This window comes from Mesorhizobium sp. M0317, assembly GCF_040321555.1.
Taxonomy (GTDB): Bacteria; Pseudomonadota; Alphaproteobacteria; order Rhizobiales; family Rhizobiaceae; genus Mesorhizobium.
Genome location: NZ_JAMYRV010000013.1, coordinates 1 through 21,225, shown reverse-complemented (window position 1 = coordinate 21,225; position 21,225 = coordinate 1). Strand labels below are relative to the sequence as shown.

Annotated in this window: 19 protein-coding genes and 1 pseudogene; 10 read left to right on the top strand and 10 right to left on the bottom strand. The window is 64.6% G+C overall.

Features of this window, described 5'->3' with window-relative positions:
* Nucleotides 1–25: 25 nt before the first annotated feature.
* From NKI88_RS12145 to NKI88_RS12135, 3 genes are read right to left on the bottom strand one after another with little or no spacing between them, the layout of a single operon-like run.
* A complete protein-coding gene (locus NKI88_RS12145; protein ID WP_023740132.1) occupies nt 26–3,298 on the bottom strand; it encodes an error-prone DNA polymerase in 3,273 nt (1,090 codons plus the stop codon).
* A complete protein-coding gene (locus NKI88_RS12140) occupies nt 3,295–4,773 on the bottom strand; it encodes a DUF6504 family protein (RefSeq protein WP_352655306.1) in 1,479 nt (492 codons plus the stop codon). Before NKI88_RS12140 ends, NKI88_RS12145 begins: the two co-directional genes overlap by 4 nt.
* On the bottom strand, nt 4,715–5,752 hold the full coding sequence (locus NKI88_RS12135; RefSeq protein WP_352655304.1) for an ImuA family protein: 1,038 nt from the start codon (nt 5,750–5,752) through the stop codon (nt 4,715–4,717). The genes NKI88_RS12140 and NKI88_RS12135 overlap by 59 nt, the downstream gene beginning before the upstream one ends.
* A gap of 178 nt (nt 5,753–5,930) precedes the next feature.
* Here NKI88_RS12135 and NKI88_RS12130 point away from each other — a divergent pair, with 178 nt between their 5' ends.
* Complete coding sequence (locus NKI88_RS12130) at nt 5,931–6,353, top strand: metallopeptidase family protein (protein ID WP_023699282.1); 423 nt, start codon at nt 5,931–5,933, stop codon at nt 6,351–6,353.
* A gap of 275 nt (nt 6,354–6,628) precedes the next feature.
* On the opposite strand, the gene NKI88_RS12125 is transcribed toward NKI88_RS12130, so the two are convergent.
* Together NKI88_RS12125 and NKI88_RS12120 are read right to left on the bottom strand one after the other, a co-directional pair.
* The gene (locus NKI88_RS12125; RefSeq protein ID WP_023673921.1) at nt 6,629–6,835 is read right to left on the bottom strand and encodes a DUF1737 domain-containing protein; all 207 of its coding nucleotides are present in this window, start codon (nt 6,833–6,835) and stop codon (nt 6,629–6,631) included.
* A 39-nt stretch (nt 6,836–6,874) separates the two neighbouring features.
* Nucleotides 6,875–7,771 carry an HpcH/HpaI aldolase/citrate lyase family protein gene (locus NKI88_RS12120; protein ID WP_352655302.1) on the bottom strand — a complete coding sequence of 299 codons (897 nt, stop codon included), beginning with the start codon at nt 7,769–7,771 and terminating at the stop codon, nt 6,875–6,877.
* 590 nt (nt 7,772–8,361) lie between these two features.
* On the opposite strand from NKI88_RS12120, the gene NKI88_RS12115 reads away from it, so the two are divergent.
* The 4 genes and pseudogenes from NKI88_RS12115 (at nt 8,362) to NKI88_RS12100 (ending at nt 13,385) form a co-directional block, all read left to right on the top strand.
* Nucleotides 8,362–9,906: a DUF4153 domain-containing protein gene (locus NKI88_RS12115; RefSeq protein WP_352655300.1), complete on the top strand. Its 1,545-nt coding sequence runs from the start codon at nt 8,362–8,364 to the stop codon at nt 9,904–9,906.
* A 4-nt stretch (nt 9,907–9,910) separates the two neighbouring features.
* Nucleotides 9,911–10,605: pseudogene (locus NKI88_RS12110) on the top strand (response regulator).
* Nucleotides 10,593–12,188 carry a sensor histidine kinase gene (locus NKI88_RS12105; protein ID WP_352655298.1) on the top strand — a complete coding sequence of 532 codons (1,596 nt, stop codon included), beginning with the start codon at nt 10,593–10,595 and terminating at the stop codon, nt 12,186–12,188. The pseudogene NKI88_RS12110 and the gene NKI88_RS12105 overlap by 13 nt, the downstream one beginning before the upstream one ends.
* A 30-nt stretch (nt 12,189–12,218) precedes the next feature.
* Nucleotides 12,219–13,385, top strand: coding sequence for an NAD(P)/FAD-dependent oxidoreductase (locus NKI88_RS12100; RefSeq protein WP_352655296.1), 1,167 nt, complete (start codon nt 12,219–12,221; stop codon nt 13,383–13,385).
* Nucleotides 13,386–13,588: 203 nt separating this feature from the next.
* Here the strand turns inward: NKI88_RS12100 and NKI88_RS12095 are convergent, their stop codons facing one another.
* Together NKI88_RS12095 and NKI88_RS12090 are read right to left on the bottom strand one after the other, a co-directional pair.
* The gene (locus NKI88_RS12095; RefSeq protein ID WP_352655294.1) at nt 13,589–14,320 is read right to left on the bottom strand and encodes a DUF72 domain-containing protein; all 732 of its coding nucleotides are present in this window, start codon (nt 14,318–14,320) and stop codon (nt 13,589–13,591) included.
* Between the two features lie 144 nt (nt 14,321–14,464).
* Nucleotides 14,465–14,890, bottom strand: a complete 426-nt coding sequence (locus NKI88_RS12090) for a GNAT family N-acetyltransferase (protein WP_023694557.1) — start codon at nt 14,888–14,890, stop codon at nt 14,465–14,467.
* A 162-nt stretch (nt 14,891–15,052) separates the two neighbouring features.
* On the opposite strand from NKI88_RS12090, the gene leuD reads away from it, so the two are divergent.
* From leuD to leuB, 5 genes are all read left to right on the top strand, one after another.
* The gene (gene leuD / locus NKI88_RS12085; RefSeq protein ID WP_023694556.1) at nt 15,053–15,658 is read left to right on the top strand and encodes a 3-isopropylmalate dehydratase small subunit; all 606 of its coding nucleotides are present in this window, start codon (nt 15,053–15,055) and stop codon (nt 15,656–15,658) included.
* A 64-nt stretch (nt 15,659–15,722) separates the two neighbouring features.
* Complete coding sequence (locus NKI88_RS12080; RefSeq protein ID WP_352655292.1) at nt 15,723–16,646, top strand: Ivy family c-type lysozyme inhibitor; 924 nt, start codon at nt 15,723–15,725, stop codon at nt 16,644–16,646.
* 307 nt (nt 16,647–16,953) lie between these two features.
* The gene (locus NKI88_RS12075; RefSeq protein ID WP_023699291.1) at nt 16,954–17,337 is read left to right on the top strand and encodes a RidA family protein; all 384 of its coding nucleotides are present in this window, start codon (nt 16,954–16,956) and stop codon (nt 17,335–17,337) included.
* A gap of 13 nt (nt 17,338–17,350) precedes the next feature.
* Nucleotides 17,351–17,701 carry a VOC family protein gene (locus NKI88_RS12070; RefSeq protein ID WP_352596795.1) on the top strand — a complete coding sequence of 117 codons (351 nt, stop codon included), beginning with the start codon at nt 17,351–17,353 and terminating at the stop codon, nt 17,699–17,701.
* Nucleotides 17,702–17,850: 149 nt separating this feature from the next.
* Nucleotides 17,851–18,954 carry a 3-isopropylmalate dehydrogenase gene (leuB, locus tag NKI88_RS12065; protein WP_023732861.1) on the top strand — a complete coding sequence of 368 codons (1,104 nt, stop codon included), beginning with the start codon at nt 17,851–17,853 and terminating at the stop codon, nt 18,952–18,954.
* An 8-nt stretch (nt 18,955–18,962) separates the two neighbouring features.
* Here the strand turns inward: leuB and NKI88_RS12060 are convergent, their stop codons facing one another.
* The 3 genes from NKI88_RS12060 to NKI88_RS12050 form a co-directional block, all read right to left on the bottom strand.
* Nucleotides 18,963–19,340, bottom strand: coding sequence for a MarR family winged helix-turn-helix transcriptional regulator (locus NKI88_RS12060; protein WP_023671693.1), 378 nt, complete (start codon nt 19,338–19,340; stop codon nt 18,963–18,965).
* Nucleotides 19,341–19,410: 70 nt separating this feature from the next.
* Nucleotides 19,411–19,839, bottom strand: a complete 429-nt coding sequence (locus NKI88_RS12055; RefSeq protein ID WP_023826857.1) for an SRPBCC family protein — start codon at nt 19,837–19,839, stop codon at nt 19,411–19,413.
* A gap of 191 nt (nt 19,840–20,030) precedes the next feature.
* The gene (locus NKI88_RS12050) at nt 20,031–20,750 is read right to left on the bottom strand and encodes a DUF805 domain-containing protein (RefSeq protein ID WP_352655290.1); all 720 of its coding nucleotides are present in this window, start codon (nt 20,748–20,750) and stop codon (nt 20,031–20,033) included.
* Nucleotides 20,751–21,225: the final 475 nt, after the last annotated feature.

Here is a 21,225-nt window from a genome sequence, read left to right as displayed (position 1 = left end):
GGCTCCCGACCGCCCTGCACTTGCCCTACTGAAAATTCCGCCCCTTGGGCATGACCCTTTCAGCTTTGTCCGAGAGGGTGGCAATGTCGGGCCGGGCAGCCGGCGTCATCTCTTCCAGCAGCACCGTCAGCCACGGTGTCAAATCCTCGATCTTTTCGGCGACGATGTGGATGACGTCGGATTCCGACTGCAGCTTGCCGGTGACCTTGACGAAGCGCGCGCCCATGACGATGGGCCGGAAACGGGTAAAGGTCCGCTCCCAGAAAATGACGTTGGCGACGGCCTTGTCGTCTTCTAGCGTCAGGAAGATCGCATTGCCCTTGCCGGGCCGCTGCCGCACCAGCACCAGGCCGGCGACCGAGACCCGCCTGCCGTCGCGCACCGAGCCGAGATTGGCATTGGGAATGACGCCGGCGCGGTCGAGCCGCTCGCGCAGAAAGGCGACCGGATGCGCCTTCAGCGACAGGCCGAGCGCGCGGTAGTCGTGGATGACGTGCTCGCCGAGCGGCATTGTCGGCAGTTTTGTCTCGGGCTCGAGTTCGCGCAGCCGGATCGCCGGCTGGTCGAACAGCGGCAGCCGTTCGGCGGCGCTCTTGCCATCCAGCGCGCGCACCGCCCACAAGGCTTCACGACGATCGAGGCCGAGTGAGCGGAAGGCGTCAGCCTGCGCCAGTCTTTCGATTTCGCCGACATCGAGGCCCGAGCGCAGCCAGACATCCCTGACGCTTGTATAGCCGGCGCCGCGCCGCGCGGTGAAAGCTTCCATACGCTTCTCGGCCAAGCCCTTGATCTGACGGAAGCCAAGCCGGACGGCGTACCGGGTCTTGATGACACCGCGCATTTCGGCATGGCGCGCCAGGATGCGGCCCGGATCGAATTGGGCTTTCTCCAGGGTGCAGTCCCAGTCGGAAAAATTGACGTCGACGTCGCGGATGTCGACGCCATGGTCGCGCGCGTCGCGCACCAGCTGGGCCGGCTGGTAAAACCCCATCGGCTGCGAATTCAGGATCGCGGCGCAGAACACGTCGGGATAAAAGGTTTTGAACCAGCAGGAGGCATAGACGAGCAAAGCGAAGGAGGCGGCGTGGCTTTCGGGAAAGCCGTATTCGCCGAAGCCTTCGATCTGCTTGAAGCAGCGCTCGGCGAAGTCCTTGGTGTATCCCTTGCCGACCATGCCGTCGATCATGCGCTGGCGGTAATTGCCGATGGTGCCGGTGCGCTTGAAGGTGGCCATGGCGCGGCGTAGTTCGTCGGCTTCGCCGGGTTTGAAACCACCGGCGACGATTGCAATATTCATCGCCTGTTCCTGAAACAGCGGCACGCCGAGTGTCTTCTTGAGAATAGCCTCCAGCTCTGGCTTTTGATATTCAGCCGCTTCCTTGCCCTGCCGACGGCGCAGATAGGGGTGCACCATGTCGCCCTGGATCGGGCCGGGCCGCACGATCGCCACCTCGATGACCAGGTCGTAGAATTCGCGCGGGCTTAGACGCGGCAGCATCGACATCTGCGCGCGCGATTCGATCTGGAAGACGCCGAGCGTGTCGGCGCGGCAGATCATGTCGTACACGTTGTTCTCTTCCGGCGGCAGGGTGGCCAGCACATAGGGTCGGCCGTAATCATCCCGGGCCTTCGGATAATGGTCGGTGAGCAAGGTGAAGGCGCGCTTCAGGCAGGTCAGCATGCCAAGCGCTAGAATATCCACCTTCAGGATCTTCACCGCGTCGAGATCGTCCTTATCCCACTCGACCATCTTGCGCGCCTCCATCGCCGTCTTGACGATGGGGACGATCTCGTCGAGCCGGTCGCGGGTAATGACGAAGCCGCCGACATGCTGCGACAGATGCCGGGGAAAGCCCATGATCTCGTTGGCGTGGGCGATCACATGCCTGGTCGAGGTCTCGTTGCGGTCGAGGCCGCCGGCATGGGCCTCCTTCTCGCCGAGCTCCGAGGTCGACCAGCCCCAGATCGAACTGGAGAGCGCACTGCGGACATCGTCCGACAGGCCCATGGCCTTGGCCACCTCGCGCAGCGCCGAGCGGCCGCGATAGCTGATGACGGCGGCCGCCAGCGCGGTGCGCTTGGCGCTGTATTTGGAGTAGATGTACTGGATCACCTCCTCACGCCGCTCATGCTCGAAGTCGACGTCGATGTCGGGCGGCTCGTTGCGTTCCTCGGAAATGAAGCGCTCGAACAACGTGTCGATGCGCTCGGGGCCGACCTCGGTGATGCCGATGCAGTAGCAGACGATCGAGTTGGCGGCCGAGCCTCTGCCCTGGCACAGAATGCCCTCATTGCGGGCGAACTGGACGATGTCGTAAACGGTCAGGAAATAGCGCGCATAATTCAGACGCTCGATCAGAGCGAGCTCCTCACTGATGCGCTGCAAGACGGAAGCGGGGACGCCCGCCGGATAGCGCGTGGCGGCCCCCTCCCTGGCCAGACGCTCTAGCTCGGCCTGCGGCCCAAGCCCTGATTGCGTCGGCTCGTCGGGATAATTGTACTGGAGGTCGCTGAGCGAGAAGGTCAGTTCGCCGGCAAAGCGCAGCGTCTCGGCCAGCGCCCGTGGATGGGGGCGGAAGAGACGGGCCATTTCCAGCGGCGGCTTCAGATGGCGCTCGGCGTTGGCCGTCAGCTCCACCCCGACCTCGGCGACCGGCAAATTGAGGCGGATGGCGGTGAGCACATCTTGCAGCGAGCGGCGCTCGGCGCTGTGATAAAGCACGTCGTTGGTCGCCATCAGCGGCACGCCGACGATGTCCGCCATGCCCGCCGCCTGCTCGATGCGGAAACGGTCATTGCCGCGATAATCCGGCGCCATGCCTAGCCGCAAATTAGCGCCGAAACGGTCTTTCAGTTGACGGACCAATGCCAGGGGATCGTCGGCATTCGCCGAGAGATCCGGCAGCACCGCCAGCGACAGCAGGTCGCCCCATTCGAGCAGGTCGCTGCGCTGGAGAAGGGTCGCGCCCTTCTCGTTTTCATCGCGCAAATTGGCTTGCGTCAGCATGCGGCAGAGATGGCCCCAGCCCTTGCGGTTCTGCGGATAGGCGAGAATGTCCGGCGTGCCGTCGCCGAACACCAGGCGGCAACCGGGGTGATAGGCGAGCTTCTCGACCTTGGCCTGCTGCCAGGCGCGCACGACGCCGGCCACCGTGTTGCGGTCTGCCAGTCCGATCGAGGAAAAGCCGAGGAATTTGGCCGCCACCACCAGCTCCTCCGGCTTGGAGGCGCCGCGCAGGAAGGAGAAGTTCGACTGGATGCCGAATTCCGCATAGGGGATGACGGTCAGCGCGTTCATGCGAAGACCCCATGCATGAACCAGCGCGGCGGCACCTGCGGGTTGCCATAGAGGCCTTGCCGGTAGAGCCAGTAGCGGCGGCCGTCGGCATCCTCGATCCGGAAATAGTCACGCGTCGATGTGAGCGGATCGCTTGACGTTTCACGCCACCATTCCGGCGCGATGCGTTCCGGCCCCTCGGCGCGCGCGACCCGGTAGAGCGCGCGGCGCCAGCGGAAATTCATCGGCGGACCCTCAGGCATTTCGGTGGCCGGCACCTCGATCGGCTCGGGCGAACGGAACAGCCGGATCGGCCGTTCCGGCGGGAAGATGGTTGCGCGCGGCGCGTCTTTCGAGCCCGGCTTCCTGAGCGGTGTTTTGCGTTGTGGCGCTTCCGAGAACGGGATGGTGGCGATGGCGCGCTCCGGCAGATGGCTCTCGAGGGCGACCGGTTTCAGCACCGCACTGTCGCCGAGCCTGGCGCGGATGCGGTCGGCAAAGAGTGCCATGTCGGCGCCGTCATCCTCGGCCTCGCCGGTCAAATCGGCCTGCTGCATGTCGAAGCCGGCGGCCGCCAGCACCGAAAGCCGAACCAGGTCGAAGCCGTAGCCGGCATCGATGTCCTGTTCGAGCGCGGCCAGCCGCTCATGGAACAGGCGCTGGATCAGCTTCGGTTCGCGCAGCGGACGCGAGGTGCCGACAGCGATGCGGCTGACGGCGCCGTCGACGCGAAACAAAAGCAGCGCCAGCATCCTTGCGCCCTCGCCGCGGCGTTCGAGATCGGCCTTCAGCGTCACCGCCAGCAAGAGCACCAGCCGTTCGATCTCGGCGGTCAGCACGACCGGCTCGGCCAGGTGGCGTTCGACCGAAAGCGGGGCCACCGGCAGGCGCGGCGATACCGCCTCGTCGAGGCGGCCGAGCGCCTGGTCAAGCCGCAACAGCAAGGTCGCGCCGAAACGGCGGGCGAGCGGCGCTCGCGGCGCTGCCATGACCGCGCCGGCGGTGCGCAGACCGACGCTTTCCAGGCTGGCGCGGATATCGGCCTCGATGCGCAGTGCCGCCAGCGGCAAGGGGGCGAGCAGCGCTTCCTCCTCGCCGGAGACAACGATGCGGTCGCCGCAAAAGCGCGCTGCCGCCCAGGCTGCACCCGGCGTCGCGGCCAACCCGGCGCGGACATCGAAACCCTGCTGGAAAAACCGCGCAAGGATGTCGTCCAGCATGGCGCGCTCGCCGCCGAACAGGTGGGTACAGCCGGTGACGTTGAGATAAAGCCCGTCGACGCCGTCAAGCGCCACCAGCGGCGTATAGCGGTCGCACCAGTCGGCGAGGCCTTCGAGCAGCCGGCGGTCGGCCTCCGGATCGGCCTCGACAATGTCGATCGAGGGATGCATGGCACGGGCGTCGGCAATGCCCATGCCAGGCTTCAGATGCAGCGCCTCAGCCCGCTCGTCGAGGGCCGATATGCGCTGGGCGTTGCGGTCGCGATGGCTGATCACGAGCGGGAAATGATCCGAAGGCCGGGAACGCCACGACCGTCCCAGGCGCTGGCGCAGGATCCGTTCGGCCGCCAGATGCGGGAACCACAGCGACAGAATTCTCTGGCCGTTTTTCGCGGGGCTTTCTTTCTTCGAATGCGTGTTCATCGGGGTTCCACTCCAGTGTGAATTGTCCAGGCAGAGCGGTGCGGCTCTTGCCGATGCTGACGGTGAAGGCAGGGTGGCCGATCGAGCCGGCAAGCGGCCCGGCGATCGTCCGGCGCGATGTCGCTGGTGCAGCCGACACGATGAGGCGCACCGGGGCGGCGGTCGGCTCGGTTTCGCCGGCCTGGCGCAGCAGGAATACCGGCCGGCCGGCGTTTTGGGCGCGCGCGTGCAGCCGGCGCGTCGCGGTGAGGTCGAGCCGCTGCGGGCTGCCACGGATTTCGAGGATGATTGCGGCGAGCGCCGTCATCTTGGCGGCCTCCTCGGCTACCCACAGCGCATCGGTGAGTTTCGGCGCCTCGGAAAACAGCAACTGCTCCGGTGCGATACCGAACATGCCCTGCAATCCCCTGGCATAGGGAAAGCCGGCCTCGCGAAAAATCTCCGACGTGCCGATCCACAGCACTGGCAAGGGCTGGCCCTTGAGGATCAGGCTGACAAGCGACAGCACAAAGCCGGCGACGGCCCCGGCATTGCGGGTCTCAAGGCCATGGATTTCGCTCAAGGCGGCTTTCGGAAGGCCGCCGCTAAGCGCCGCATCGAGGCGTTCGATGCCGGTGGCCAGGAAAGCATCCGGCAAAGCTGCGGCAAGCCCGCGCCGGATGATGGTAACATCGGAATCGGGTTCAGGCGCGGCGTGGAGACAGCCCTCAGCACGCGCACGAGGTCGCTCGCCGGCCGGCACGGCCAGGCGCTCGGGCAGCGTTCCCTCGATCTTCGCGATCTGGCGGCGCAGGGCAAAAACAGTCTCCCGCGCCACGGCTGATGTCGCCATGACGGTCAATTTCTCTCATAATTGTTCCTGTTATGTTCCTATAGATTCCAGAGGGTGCCGAAAGAGTCAAGCGGAGTCAGAAGGAATTTATTCCTCTATAGCCATTGACGTCATGGAATTACCGCTTCATTGCCGAGTCCGGAGGGAAAGCCTATATGCCGGGATCAAAGGACAAAGCATGGCCCGCATCTACAAGACCCGCACCTGGCATGACGAACTCTCGCCCTCGATCGAGGAGATGGAGTTTCTGGCGCTGGAGGCGTACGCGCATCTGCCCGACGATTTCCGCAAGCTGACCGGCGAGATCGTCATCATGATCGCCGAATTCCCGACCGACGAGATCATGGACGATCTGTCGCTGGAGACGCCGTTCGACCTGCTCGGCCTGTTCGAGGGCCGCGGCATCGCCGAGCGCTGGAACCCGCAGACCGGCGAAGGCCCGAACCGCATCACCCTCTACCGCCGCGCCATCCTCGACTACTGGGCCGAGAACGAAGAGACGCTGGGCGACATCGTCACCCACGTGCTGATCCACGAGATCGGCCACCATTTCGGCCTGTCGGACGATGATATGGAAAAGCTCGAAGAGGCGGCGGAATAGCCCCCACCTTTGTCATCCCAGGGCGAAGCAGGAGCGAAGCTCCGTCGCGAAGACCCTGGGATCCATGCCGGGACGGCGGTGCAGGTGCCGCGGTGCAGGAAAGCAAGCGGTTCTGCGAACAGCACAGATCCGCAGTAACGAGCGCCGGCCAAGCGTCATTCTGATCCGCTGCACTCTAGGGCAAACGGCACGGCATGGATCCGAGGGTCTGCGTCGCGTCGCTTCGCTCCTTGCTTCGCCCTAGGATGACGAAGACGCGGAGGTTGACGCCTTCCCTACCAGTCGCTGAGCTTCGTATCCGGCCCGTATTCCTGGCCGTCGATATCCTTCACCACCGCCTGGCCGCAGCGCATCGATTTGGTCTTCTTGTCGTAGGCGTAGGTCGGCGAGCCGTACAGGTGCCAGCCCTTGTTCAGCGCCGCTGTCACCTTGTGGCAGAAGGTCGAATCGTCGGGGGCGGACAAAAAGCGGTAAAGTCTCATGGGTCAGATCCTGTCGTGAGTTCGTCTTTTCGGGGCGGATCATGCGCCGATGGCGGCGGCCTTCGCCAGCAGTTTTTCGGCTTGCGCCAGGTGCAGCCGTTCGACCATCCTGCCATCCAGCGCAATCACGCCCTTGCCGGCATTTTCGGGCAAGGCGAAAGCCTCTTTCACCGCATGCGCCTCGGCAAGGGCTTCGGGCGCGGGGGCAAAGGCGCGATTGGCGGCTTCGATCTGGGCCGGATGGATCAGCGTCTTGCCGTCGAAGCCCATGGCCGCCCCTTCCGTGCATTCGCGCGCAAACGCGTCGAGGTCGCGAAAATCGTTGGAGACGCCGTCGAGCATGTCGATGCCGCCGGCCCGAGCCGCCAGCACCATCTGCATCAGCCAAGGCACGAGGTAGCGCCGATCGGGCGTCGCCAGAATGCCGGTTTCCTTGACCAGATCGTTCGTTCCGGCAACGAAACAAGCTAGGCGCGAGGCCGGGTCGCGGCCGAGTTCGGCAATGGCGCCGATATTGAGCATGGCCTTGGGCGTCTCGATCATCGCCCAGAGCTTGACGCTGTCGGGAGCAAAATTGTCGTCGAGCACGTCGCCGACTTCGAGGATATCGCGCGGCGTGGCGACCTTGGACAACAGGATGCCGTCGGGCTCGAATTTTGCCGCGGCGAGCAGGTCTTCAGTGCCCCATTCGCTGGACAGCGCGTTGACGCGCACGATCATTTCGCAGCGGCGCCCATGCTGATTGGCAACTGGTCGGCTGGCGAAAATGCCGGCCAATTTGTCCCGCGCGGCGACCTTGTCGGCGGGCGCAACGGCGTCCTCGAGGTCGATGATCACGGCATCGCAGGCCAGCGTCGCGATTTCGGCCAGCGCCTTGTCGTTGGAGGCGGGGACGTAAAGCACCGAGCGGCGCGGGCGGTAAGGTTCGCTTGTCATGGCCGATCTATGCCGCGTGGGGGCGGGTGAGGCAAGTGTGCGGGCGACCGGTACCTGATACCGAGCCAACCGCGAAAGCTTGCGCTGCCCCGCCCGTCCTCCGCAGCAGTTGCGGAAGGGGCCTTTCCTCTCCCCCGTCGATCGGGGGAGAGGTGTCAAGCGAAGCTCGACGGAGTGGGGGTCGACCCTTGGGCGCAAGGCGAGCAATGCGCTCAGTGCCCTTCCGATGTCCGGTCGCGGCGATTGCCAGGTGGTTCCCCCACTCCGTCTCGGCTTCGCCGAGCCATCTCTCCTCCCTCCGGAGGGAGAGGAAAGGAGCCTAGCTGGAAGCGCAGGTCCTGCACGAAAACTGCACATCTCTGCGGAAAACCTCCTCCGCTGCGCCCTGCCGTATCCATGCGCAGCCACCACAACAGCGGCATGCAACAGCGAAACCGTTGGTCCCTGCCCTATCGTCTCAGCAGCGAAAGCTGGTGGCTGGTCGATCCGCCTCGCACGGAGGCCGGCCTTTGCCTGGAGGCAAGCCCGCTCCCTTTTACCCCCAGACATCCGCCCGTCGGCCGGATCCAGCCCATCAGGAAAGTCCGAGCATGACGCCGTCCCTTTCCCCGACCTTTTGCCGCCGCTTCGGCATCGCCGTCCTGCTCGTCGCCCTGGCGGATTTTTTCTTCTATGGCCAGCCCGCCGGGATCACTGTCCTGCTGTTTGCCATCCTGATCGCCGGCGCGGTGGCCGCTGTGCATCCTGCCGCGCTGAATTCCACCCGACCCTGGCTCAAGCCGGCCGCTTTGTTCGTCGCGCTGCTGCCGCTGGCCGAGAACGTCAGCCCGCTGTCGGTGGCGATAGCTGTCGTGGCGCTGGTGGTGTTTGCGCTGTCCCTGTCCGGGCGGCTGCGGCACGGCATCGCCCGCATTGCCGGCCAGGTCGCGCTGTTCCTGCTGGCGGCGCCGCTGCGCCTTATCCGTGACTTTTTCCAATGGCGCCGCACGGTGCGCCGGCTTGGCGGCCGCCGCATCCGCCTGGCGTCCATCATCGTCTGGGTCATGCCGGTGACGCTGGGCGCGGTGTTCCTGTTCTTGTTCGGCGCCGCCAACCCGGTTATCGAATACTGGCTGTCGCTGATCGACCTGATGAAGCTGCTCGATCTCATCCAGCTGGCGCGGATCGTCTTCTGGCTGCTCGTGCTCGCCGGCGTCTGGGCTTTCCTGCGGCCTCGCCTGCCGCGTTTCCTGCGCCGCCTTCCACGCCGCCTTCCACCTTTGACGCCGCCTGCAGCCGTGGCCGCACCGGCCGCGACTAAACCAGCGACAACGATCGAGGCCGTCGTCTTCGGCAAGGCCGCGATCCTGCGCGCGCTGATCGTCTTCAACGCCTTGTTTGCGCTGCAGACCGGGCTCGACGCAGCCTATCTCTGGGGTGGGGTCGCCCTGCCGGACGGGTTGAGCTATGCCGCCTATGCCCATCGCGGTGCCTATCCGCTGATCGCCACGGCGCTGCTGGCCGCCGGCTTCGTGCTGGCGGCGCTGCGGCCGGGCAGCGAAACCTCAGGCGATCCGCTGATCCGCCGGCTGGTCTATGCCTGGGTGGCGCAGAACATCGTGCTGGTCATCTCGTCGATTCTCAGGCTCGATCTCTATATCGGCGTCTATGCACTGACCTACTGGCGCATCGCCGCCTTCGTCTGGATGGGGTTGGTGGCGTCAGGGCTTGCACTGATCATTGCCCGCATCGCGCTTGGAAAATCCAACGAATGGCTGCTCTCCGCCAATCTTGCGACGCTATCGGCGACGCTTTATGCCTGCTGCTTCATCAACTTCGCCGCAACGATCGCCAATTTCAATGTCGACCATTCCCTTGAAATGACCGGCGACGGCACGCCTATCGATACCGAATATCTGCGCTCGCTCGGCGCTGCCGCCATGCCGGCGCTGGACCGCCTCTACATGCACCAATTCGGAAACCAAACCACCTATCTGGCCGACCAAATGATGATCGACGACACTATCGCCGAGCAGAAGCAGTGGCGCGCCTGGAGCTTTCGCGGCTGGAGGCTCGTGCAGGTTCTCGACAAGAGAGGTCCGCTCGTGCTTCCTCCACCTACCCAGCCCTCGCAACCTTCAGTGCCGGACCGTTAGATCCATGCCGCATCAGATCCTGGTCGCCGACGACGATCCGCACATACGCGAGATCTCTGCTTTGCGCTGGAAAAGGCCGGGATGAAGACGCAGGCCGTGTCCGACGGCGCCGCGGCCCTGCAGGCGATCGAGCGCCGCGTGCCCGATCTCGTCGTGCTCGACATCGGCATGCCGGAGATGGACGGGCTAGAAGTCTGCCGGCGGCTGAGGCAACGCTCCGACGTGCCGGTTCTGTTCCTGTCCGCGCGCGACGAAGAAATCGACCGCATCCTCGGGCTCGAAATGGGCGGCGACGACTATGTGACGAAACCGTTCAGCCCGCGCGAGCTGGTGGCGCGCGTCAACGTCATCCTGCGGCGCGCCCGCCCGGTGGCGCCCGACCCGGTCGACGACAAAAACTTCGCGCATGGCAAGCTCAGCCTGGTGCCGGCCAGCCACGGCGCCAGTTTCGACGGCAAGGCGCTGGCGCTGACGGCCATCGAATTCTCGATCCTGAAAGGATTTCTGGCGCGGCCGGCGCATGTGCTGGGCCGCGACCTGGTGGTCGCCAGCGCCTATGCCGCCAACATCCATGTCGCCGACCGTACCGTCGATAGCCACATCCGCAACATCCGCGCCAAGCTGGCGGCGGCGGGTTGTCTCGATGCCATCGAAACCGTGCATGGCGTCGGCTTCCGGCTCGGCCGATGCGGCGCCTGAGCGACGCCAAATGGATCGGCACCAAATGGCGGCCAAGGCTGGCCACGGTGGTTCTCGCCATCCTCATCATGGTGCTGGCGCTGCCGCTGGTCGGCTTGTTCTTCTTCCGGCTTTATGAAAACCAGCTGATCCGCCAGACCGAGGGCGAGTTGATCGCGCAAGGCGCCGTCATCGCCGCCATCTATGCGCAGAATATCAGTGACGCCGGCATTGCCCCGGAGAAGCTTGGGGTGCCGATGCAGGCTGACAGCGGCGAAGCCAGCCGCGGCGAGGATTCGCCTTACCAGCCGATCGAGCCTACCCTCGATCTCGCCTCCGACTATTTGCTGCCGACCCGGCCCGCCGGCGTCGCTGCCGCCACCGATCCGGCCTTTGCAGCGATCGGCGCGCGGCTGTCGGGCATTCTCGACACCACGCAGAAAACCACCCTGGCCGGCTTCCGGCTGCTTGACCCGCATGGCGTCGTCATTGCCGGGCGCGACGAGGTCGGCCTGTCGCTGGCCAATGTCGAGGAGGTGCGCACCGCCCTTGCCGGCCACTATGCCAGCGCGCTCAGGCAACGAATTCCCGATCAGCCGCCACCGCCGCTCTATTCGGTCAGCCGCGGCACGAAAGTTCGCGTCTTTGTCGCCATGCCGATCGCGGTCGACGGCCATGTCGCCGGCGTGATCTACCTGTCTCGAACGCCGAACAATATCGTCAAGCATCTCTATGGCGAACGCGGCAAGGTGACGCTGGCGGCCATCGCCATGCTCTCTGGCACGCTGCTGATCGCGCTGGTGTTCCTGCGCACCGTCAGCCGGCCGATCTACGCGCTGATGGAGCGCACGAGGCGCATCGCCGCCGGCGACCGCGACGCCATCCGGCCGCTCGACCATCACGGCACGCGCGAAATGGCCGAGCTGTCGACGGCCTTTCTCGACATGGCCGAAAAGCTGCAGGCGCGCTCCGACTCGATCCAGACCTTTGCCACCCATGTCTCGCACGAGCTCAAATCGCCGCTGACGGCGATCCAGGGCGCGGCCGAACTCTTGCGCGATTCCGGCGAGGCGATGGACGCGGCAGAGCGCAAGCGGTTTTCCGGCAACATCGTCAACGATGCCGGAAGGCTCAATCTGCTGGTACGGCGCCTGCTCGATCTGGCGCGCGCGGAAAACCTGGCGCCGAGCGGCGAAAGCACATCGCTCGATGCGGCGCTGGCATTGCTGCTGGTGGACGGCAGGCTGGCTGTGACCATCGAGACGGGCGGCGAAACCGGTCTGCGCATCTCGGCCGAGAATGCGGCGATCGTGCTTGCCAACCTGATCGACAATTCCGCCAGGCACGGCGCGACCCAGGTTTTGCTGGCGGCTGCCAGCGCCGAAGGCAAGGTGACCATTGCGGTCAGCGATGATGGCGCCGGCATCTCGCCGAGCAACAGGGCACGCATTTTCGAGCCGTTCTTCACCACGCGGCGCGAGTCCGGCGGCACCGGCATGGGCCTCGGCATAGTGCTGGCCCTCCTAAAAGCGCATGATGGCACGATCGCGCTGGTTGACTCCGGGCGCGGCACGCGCTTCGAGATCATTGTGCCGGCGGCGTGAAGGATGCCGGCGGCCGGATCGGAGAACAAAGTGCGCTACGACACCGTCATCATCGGCGGAGCCATCGTCGGCTCCTCGGTCGCCTATTATCTGCGCGAGGAAGGCTTTTCCGGCTCCATCGCGCTGATCGAACGCGACCCGCAATTCGCGCATGCGGCAACGACGCTGTCCATGGCCTCGATCCGTCAGCAATTCTCGATTCCGGAAAATATCCGGCTGTCGCAGTTCACGCTAAACCTGTTCCGGCGACTGAAGGAGACCTTCGGCACCGATGCCGATATCGGTTTTCGCGAAGGCGGCTATCTCATCCTGGCCGGCGAGGCCGGGTTGCCGATCCTGAAAGCCAACCACGAGGCGCAGGTCGCCGAGGGCGCCGACATTCTGCTCGAGGATGCCGACCAGCTGGCAAAGCGCTTTTCGTGGCTGTCGACGGAAGGCATCAGCGCCGGCGCCTTCGGCCGCACCGGCGAGGGCTGGTTCGACGCTCATGCGATGCTGACGCTGTTCCGCAAGGCGCTGCGCGACAGACAAATCGATTTCATCGCCGCCGACGTCACCGGCATCGAGAGGCAGGGCAACCGCGTCACCGGCGTGGACCTCGACAATGGCGAAAGACTGCAAGCCGGTATCGTCGTCAACGCCGCCGGGCCGAATGCCGGCAAGGTGGCCGGCATGGCGGGACTCGTGCTGCCCGTCGAGCCGCGCAAGCGCAACGTTTTCGTCTTCGAGGCGCGGGAAAAATACGTCGACATGCCGCTGCTGGTCGACCCATCCGGCATCTATGTTCGGCCTGAAGGCTCGGTCTATCTCACCGGCGGCGCCGAACCGGAGGAGGGCGATGGCCCCGCCGACCCCAGGGATTTCGACGTCGACTGGCCGCTGTTCGAAGAGGTGATCTGGCCCGTGCTGGCAACCCGTATCCCTGCCTTCGAGGCGATCAAGCCGACACGCGCCTGGGCCGGCCACTACGACTACAACACGCTCGACCAGAATGCGGTGATCGGCCCGCATCCCGAGGTCGGCAATTTCATCTTCGCCAACGGATTTTCAGGCCACGGCCTGCAGCAGGCGCCGGCCGCCGGTAAGGCGCTGGCGGAGTTGTTGGTGCATGGCGGGTATCGGACGGTGGATTGCTCGGCGTTTGGGTACGCCAGAGTGGCTGAGGGAAGGGCGTTCCGGGAATTGAATGTGATTTGAGGCGGCAAAAGCTCACTGTCGAGTTCCTGCCTACCCCCTCTGCCCTGCCGGGCATCTCCCCCGCAAGGGGGGAGATTGGCAGCTTCGGCGAAGGCGCCATTCTTGCAACGTCGGCGATTGGCGAAAGCGGTCGCGGCATCTGATCTCCCCCCTTGCGGGGGAGATGGCCGGCAGGCCAGAGGGGGGTGCTGTCCCGCGAGAGTCTAAGCAACCATCGCACTGACAGCCATCGCGTTGCCCAGTGCATGCCCGGCGGCCGTGTTGTCGAAAATCCCCCAGACCTCGGCACCGGAAGCGGCCGCTGCTTCCACTTGCCGCGCAAACCGGTCGAGCGTTTCGGTATCGTAACCCGAATAGTAGATGCGCGGCGCGCCGTGCCAGCGGAAATAGGCAAGGCCGGGCCAGCCACCCGGCCCTGCTGCCTCCGGAACCGAAGCCGGGTCGGCGGCGACCCGGGCGACCTGGTGACCGGCCAGCAGTGCGTCCGTCTCGGCACTGAACCAGGTGGGATGGCGCGGTTCGCATGCCAGCCTTGCCCGGATACGCTTGCCCAACATGTCGAAGAAACCGCCGGCGACCTCCGGCTCGAAGGGCAAGCTCGGCGGCAGCTGCACCAGAAGCACGCTCAGCTTTTCGCCGAGACCTTCGACCTGCCCGAGAAAGTCCTCTGTCAGCCCCTCGCAATCGGCGAGGCGATGCTCATGGGTCATGCTCTTCGGTGCCTTGACCGCGAAGCGGAAGTGCTCCGGCACGGCGTGAGCCCAGCGCTCATAGGTCTCGCGGCGGTGCGGCTTGTAGAACGAGGTGTCGATCTCGACGACCGGAAAGCGTTTTCCGTAACGTTCGAGATGCGAACCGGACTGCGGAAACTCAGCCTTGTATCGAGACGGAATTCCCCAGCCGGCGGTGCCTATGAGAGATCGGCGATTTCCCATGCTGGGGATGTGGACCGGATGAAGCGCGGGTCAAGGGCGGCAAGGAGGCGTTGCTCAGCAGGGTCCTGAACACCGTTCCGCATTGCCCGATAACCTGCCCGCCTTGACTGCCCAACCCGGTCGGCAATTGCGCCCGATGCGGCGTCAGCCCTCGCGGGAGAACCAGAACGCGTCGGCCATGCGCTTCATGCCGATACGCTCGTAGAAGCCGACGGCGTCGGGCATCGAGATCAGGCTGATGGCGACCGAAGGCCCAAGCTGCCGGCGGGCCTCGTCCATCAGGCCCTTGCCGATGCCGACGCCTTGCGCCGATTGCGACACGGCGAGCTCTGAGACGTAGCACACCCAGGAAAAATCGGTGATGGCCCTGATAACGCCGATCAGCGGCCTGCCTTCGATGTCGAGCCGCGCCGTGAGCACCAGGTTCGCGCCTGAAAGCATCGCTTGCAGCCGGGCGTCGTCATCGACGGGGCGTGTTTCGCCGAGCGTGGATTCGACCAGCACGCGGCGGAATTCAGCGACGTCGAGCTCAGGCTCACTGGCATAGATAATATTCGATTGTGTGGTCATGGGCGCAAGGTGCACCAGCGGCGGCCGGTTTTAAAGACGTTTGCCGCCGATCTTTCGATCGGGCCGCGCACCAACAGTTGCCTTTTATTTGCCGGCGGCTTTGTGTAAACCGGGCGCAGCAAACCCTGACGCAACGAATTCGATCAAGAACGGGCAAAAGCCATGGAAAAATTCACCAAGCTCACCGGCGTCGCCGCACCGATGCCGATCGTCAATGTCGACACCGACATGATCATCCCCAAGGATTATCTCAAGACGATCAAGCGCACCGGGCTCGGCAGCGGCCTGTTCGCCGAAATGCGCTACAAGGACGATGGCTCGGAAAACCCCGACTTCGTGCTCAACAAGCCAGCCTACCGCAAGGCGCAGATCCTGGTCGCCGGCGACAATTTCGGCTGCGGTTCGAGCCGCGAACACGCGCCGTGGGCGCTGCTCGATTTCGGCATTCGCTGCGTCATCTCGACGTCGTTCGCCGACATTTTCTACAACAACTGCTTCAAGAACGGAATCCTGCCGATCACCGTCAGCCCCGAAGACCTGGAGAAGCTGATGGACGACGCCTCGCGCGGCTCCAATGCGACGGTGTCCGTCGACCTCGAGGCCAAGGAAATCCGCGGCCCCGACGGCGGCGTGGTCACCTTCGACCTCGACGACTTCAAGCGCCACTGCCTGCTGAACGGTCTCGACGATATCGGCCTGACCATGGAGAAGGCCGGCGCCATCGCCTCGTTCGAGAAGAAGAACGCTGCCGAGCGTCCTTGGGCCTGAGTGGTACGAGATGGCCCGGCCGCCACAAAGCCGGGTTCGTGGCGGCTGAACGGAGGGGACAGTCATGACACGTTTTCTTCTTGCCGGCGCCTGCGCGCTGGCGTGGATGCTGATGCCGGTGGCCGGCGCGCAAGCACAGACCGACACGGTCCTCGTGCCGGCAGAAGATCCGTCCGCCGCCGATCCGGGCGCGTCGAGCAATGCGGCCCTGGCGGACGATGACAGCCAGGGGCCGGTCCCGTTCGGGGGCGGGCAGCTGACCATCACCCAGCCGGAGCAGGATGGCGAAAAGGTGCTGGCCTATGACGGCAAGCAGCTGGCCAGCAATTACGACGTGTTCTTCGACAGAACAGTCAAGGTCGGCGGCGTCGACGTGGCGCTGGTCGATGTCGGCGACGGCGGCAACCAGTGCGGCCCGGCCAAGGTCATCGTCTGGAAGCCGGAAGGCGGCGAGATACAAAGCCTCAAGGTCGAACAGGACGAATGCGGCGCGCCGCCGGCGGCGGTGGCCGACAACGCCATCTATTTCGTGCCGTATCTGTTGCCGGGCGATACGAAGCAAGCGCTGCAATGGTCGCCCAGCGACGGGCTGACGATCTCGGGCGACCTGACCTACGCGCCGGAGCCGGGTACGGACTGGAAGGACGTCGATCCGGCCAAATACCAGAACATCATCGACGCCTTCCACAATGAGGCCGTCTACAAGGCGGCGCAGACGCTACTCGGCGACACCATGCCCGACATGGCGACCAGCCTGCTGGTCGGCGGCGGCACCGAAAAGACGGCGTCGGGCGCCTTCTACGCCACCGGCTGCGTGCCGCACGCATGCGGCAGCAATGACGGTTTCATGGCGGTCGACCCGGCCAAGCACACGCTCTACTTCGCCCGGCGCGGCGACAATGGCGAGCCGCAGGCGTGGCCTGACGTGAAGACCTGGCCTGCGGATGTGAAGGAAGCAATGGACAAAGCGCAGGAGTCGGGGAACTAGAGTTCGCGGCAGCGCGGCGAACACTCGGTGTTCATGCTTGTTCCGTCGCGATCCGTCACACCCCCCTCTGCCCTGCCGGGCATCTCCCCCTCAAGGGGGGAGATCAGACGTCACTCTGGCTTTCGCCAATCGCAAATGTGGAAAGCGAGAAAGGCGTCCGAACTGCTAATCTCCCGCCTTGAGGGGGAGATGGCCGGCAGGCCAGAGGGGGATGCTGTCCCGCCGACGACCAAGATTTGCACCTGACTTGGCCCATGGCCTGGCCGGCGCTTTCCCTGCAAAGTGTCCGAAACCACAGCGAGGCTCCATGCGCACACTCATCTCCACCGGTTCGCCCTTCGAAAAAACCGCCGGCTATTCGCGCGCGGTGGTGCAGGGCGACTGGTGCTTCGTCTCGGGAACCACCGGCTATGACTATGCGACGATGGCCATGCCGGAAACGGTGGAGGCGCAGACGCGCAATTGCCTGGCGACCATCGCCGAGGCGCTGAGGGATGGCGGCTTCGACATGGCCGATGTGGTGCGGGCGCATTACTACATCACCGACCAGGCCATCGCGGACGTCGTCTTCCCCATCCTCGGCGAGGCTTTCGGCGAGATCAGGCCGGCGGCGACGATGATCGTGTGCCAGCTCAACAAGCCGGAAATGAAGATCGAGATCGAAGTCACGGCGCTGCGGCGCACGGCTTGAGGAGGCCAAAGCCATGACGGTCCGGCGCATCGTAGCCAATATCGGGACGCAGGACGCGGCGGCGGCGAAACGCTTCTATCAGGACGTGCTTGGCCTCGATGTGCTGATGGATCAGGGCTGGATCGTCACCTACGGGTCCGACGAACGGATGCAGGTGCAGATCAGCTTCATGGCCCAGGGCGGCTCCGGCACGCCGGTGCCGGACCTCTCCATCGAGGTCGACGATGTCGATGCGGCGCTGCAAGGCATGAAGGCCGCCGGCTTTGCCGTCGAATACGGTCCGGCCGACGAGCCGTGGGGCGTACGGCGGTTTTATCTGCGCGATCCGTTCGGCCGGTTGGTGAATATTTTGTCGCATAAGTGATTTGTTCCTCTCCCCCGCCTCTGTCGAGGGCGAGGAACCCAGGTTCTGAGAGGCGGGCGCCGTCGTAGCGTTCTTCATCCCCTTGCGCCGCAAGCTCTTGGCGTTTAGCAAGGCCGCGGTTTCTCCAAACAGTGTTGGGACGGTTCTCCATGGCTTCGAAAAATCTTCTCCTGCTCGCCGGCGACGGCATCGGCCCCGAGGCGATGGCCGAGGTGAAGAAGCTGATCGCGGCCATGAACGCAAAGCTCGGCAGCGGTTTTGCCACTGATGAAGGCTTGGTCGGCGGCTGTGCTTACGACGCGCATGGCGCGGCGATTTCGGATGCCGACATGGCAAAGGCGATGGCTGCGGATGCGGTTCTGTTCGGTGCCGTTGGCGGGCCGAAATGGGACAAGGTGCCTTACGAGGTGCGTCCCGAGGCCGGGTTGCTACGGCTGCGCAAGGACATGGAGCTGTTCGCCAATCTGCGCCCCGCCATCTGCTATCCGGCGCTGGCCGCGTCGTCCTCGCTGAAGCAGGAAGTCGTCGAGGGCCTCGACATATTGATCGTGCGCGAGCTTACCGGCGGCGTCTATTTCGGCGAGCCGAAGCAGATCATCGATCTCGGCAACGGCCAGAAGCGCGGCATCGACACGCAGGTCTACGACACGTTCGAGATCGAGCGCATTTCCGGCGTCGCCTTCGAGCTGGCGCGCACGCGCAAGAACCACGTGACATCGATGGAAAAGCGCAACGTCATGAAATCCGGGGTGCTGTGGAACGAGGTTGTCACCCAGACCCAGAAGACTCGCTATGCCGACGTCAAGCTCGACCACATGCTGGCCGATGCCGGCGGCATGCAGCTGGTGCGCTGGCCAAAGCAGTTCGACGTCATCGTCACCGACAATCTGTTCGGCGACATGCTGTCCGACATCGCCGCCATGCTGACCGGATCGATCGGCATGCTGCCGTCGGCCTCGCTCGGCGCGCCCGATGTGAAGACCAAGAAGCGCAAGGCGCTGTACGAGCCGGTGCATGGCTCGGCGCCCGACATTGCGGGACAGGGCATCGCCAACCCGATCGCCATGATCGCGTCGTTTGCCATGTGCCTGCGCTACTCCTTCGGCATGGTCGATGAGGCCGACAAGCTCGAAGGCGCCATAGCCGCCGTGCTCGACGACGGGCTGCGGACGAAGGATATTTTGTCCGAGGGCATGACCGAAGTCGGCACTGTCGCAATGGGCGATGCCATCATCGCCAAGTTCCTGGCTTAGCGGCCGACTCAGCGGATCTCGCCGGCCAGCCGTTTCAGCAGGCCGACGAGTTGCGCCTCGTCCACGGCTGAAAAAAAAGCAGCGTCGGCGGCTTCGACGGCGACGATAGCGCGCTGGACTGCGGCCGTCCCCGTCGTGGAGACGCGGATCACCTTGGCGCGGGAATCCCGCGGGTTGGTGTCCCGCACAATCAGTCCCTTTGCCTCGAGCCGGGCGACGACGTCCGATGTCATCTTCACCTCGGTGCCGGCCTGGGCGGCGAGCTGCACCTGGTTGGGCGGCTCGCCATAGCGGCCGAGCCACATCGCCGAAGCCAGCAGCACGAACTGGACATGGGTAAGGTCAAGCGGGGCCAGCGCCGCCGTCATGACGCGCTGCCAGCGCATGGTGGTTCGCCAGAGCAGCAAGCCGGGGCTCTCGGATGGTCCGCTGAAGCGCGTGTTCAGATCCCCCCGATCAGCCACCGTTCGCCAACACCCTTGCCTGCTCGAACAGTTTGGCCATCGAAGTGTCGAAATCGCCGCTGATCTGCGGCCCGAGCTCTGGTCCGACCTCGGCGGCCGATGGGCCGGAAATTTCGAGGCGATGAGTCACTTGAGTGCCACCCTCGACCGGCGTCAGCGTATGCCTGAACAGCAGTTTCGTGCCGCCGAACGAGGTCTCGTCGGCATAGGTTACAGCGTCGACGAGGTCGATGATCGTCGATTCGAAGGTGTCCTGCCCGACGGGCGTTACAGAGACGCGGGTGCCCTTGGCGAACGGGCCGTGCAGCACGAACGTATCGGACCCTTCGTAGGTGACGCGGCCTTCGTGCAGCGCCTTGAGCGCGTTCCAGATGGCCTGCGCCGAAAGGGGGGAAATTGCGGTGTACTCGTTGGTCCACATTTGTTTGGCTCCATAATCCGTTTTCGATCGTCGATTTGATGATTGCACAGATTATCTGTGCGCAGACTAAATGGCAAGAGAAATATTTCGTTCGTCCGGTCAAAACAGCAGCTGCCTTCCCGGCTGCGACCTAAGCCATTTTTATAGCACGGCTGTCCGCAAACAGCCGGCTGCTCATTTCTGGTGCGGGTCTAGGCTCCGCCTCCTCCAGGCACCGGCCCCCACTGGTTTTCGTGGGCCTGGGTCGGGATCAATCCGAGTATCAGCGCGAGGATCAGCGTAGCCGGAGCGAACATGAAGGTGATTGCGAAGTAAGGTATTGCCAGCCAGCCGGTCAGGCCGATGTCGTGCAAGCGGCGCACGACGAGCCCGACCCAGGGCAGGAACGTCGCTAGCCAAAACAGCCCCCAGACGCCGATCATCACAATCGGCCAGTTGCCGGCATCGAAATTGCCGACGGCCTGGTCGGCGAGGGCGCCGGCAATTCCGACCAGGATGAAGCTGACGGTCCAGAACAGGCAGTAGCCCCAGAATTCCTTGCGGCGGGCGCGTTCGGCGAAGTTGATGTAGTTGCGCGTCACGCCTCGCCAGAAATAACCCGGCAGTCCGCTATCGCGAACCGCGCCGTCTTCCGCCAGGCGGCCGAAATGCTGTGGCGCGGCTGCGGCAGCCGCCTTGGGCGGCGCGGCGCTTGCCGCTGGCGCAGCGGTGGCGGGACTGGCGGGCTGGGCGCGGATTGAAAAAACGTCGCGCGCCTGACCGCTTGCCGGCAGAAACTCGACCACGGCGCCGTTCGCGATCACGGTATCACGGCTCAGATCCTCGCGCGCGAAGGTGTAGCGGTTGCCGTCCGCCCCGGTGATGAAGCCGAAACCCTGGGCTTCGTCATAGTGAAGAACTTCGCCGCGCATTTAGCCTCGCCCCCGTGTAGGCACAGACTGTTCAAAGTTGCAGCGGACTGCAAGGGGGTGGACGAAATGGAGGGCAAACGGTTCAGGCATGAGTTTATTTTCCGGTGCGTTGGCGCTGCCCCTCACCTGCCTGCCGGCATCCCCTCCCCGTATAGTGGCGGGGAGAGGGGTCGCTGTTATCGACGATTCCGCCAATCGCCAACGTTGCAAGAAGAGCGCCAAGGCTGCGGTCTGTCCAGCCGATAGATGGGTAACACTTTGAACCGGATACATAGGTGACACTTCTCTCCCCCTATGCGTCCGCCGCAGCGCCAAGCGGATTGGTTGGCGCGGCGCTGCGGCGGACAAGCTTCATGTGCCGTGTGTCGATGATGCCGAGCGGGTGGGCATGAATGAGAGTGTCCATTGTCCGTCTTCGGTCTCCAACGCAGCGACCGGTTCGCCCGCCAGCGCTTGCGAGACATATATGAAGCCG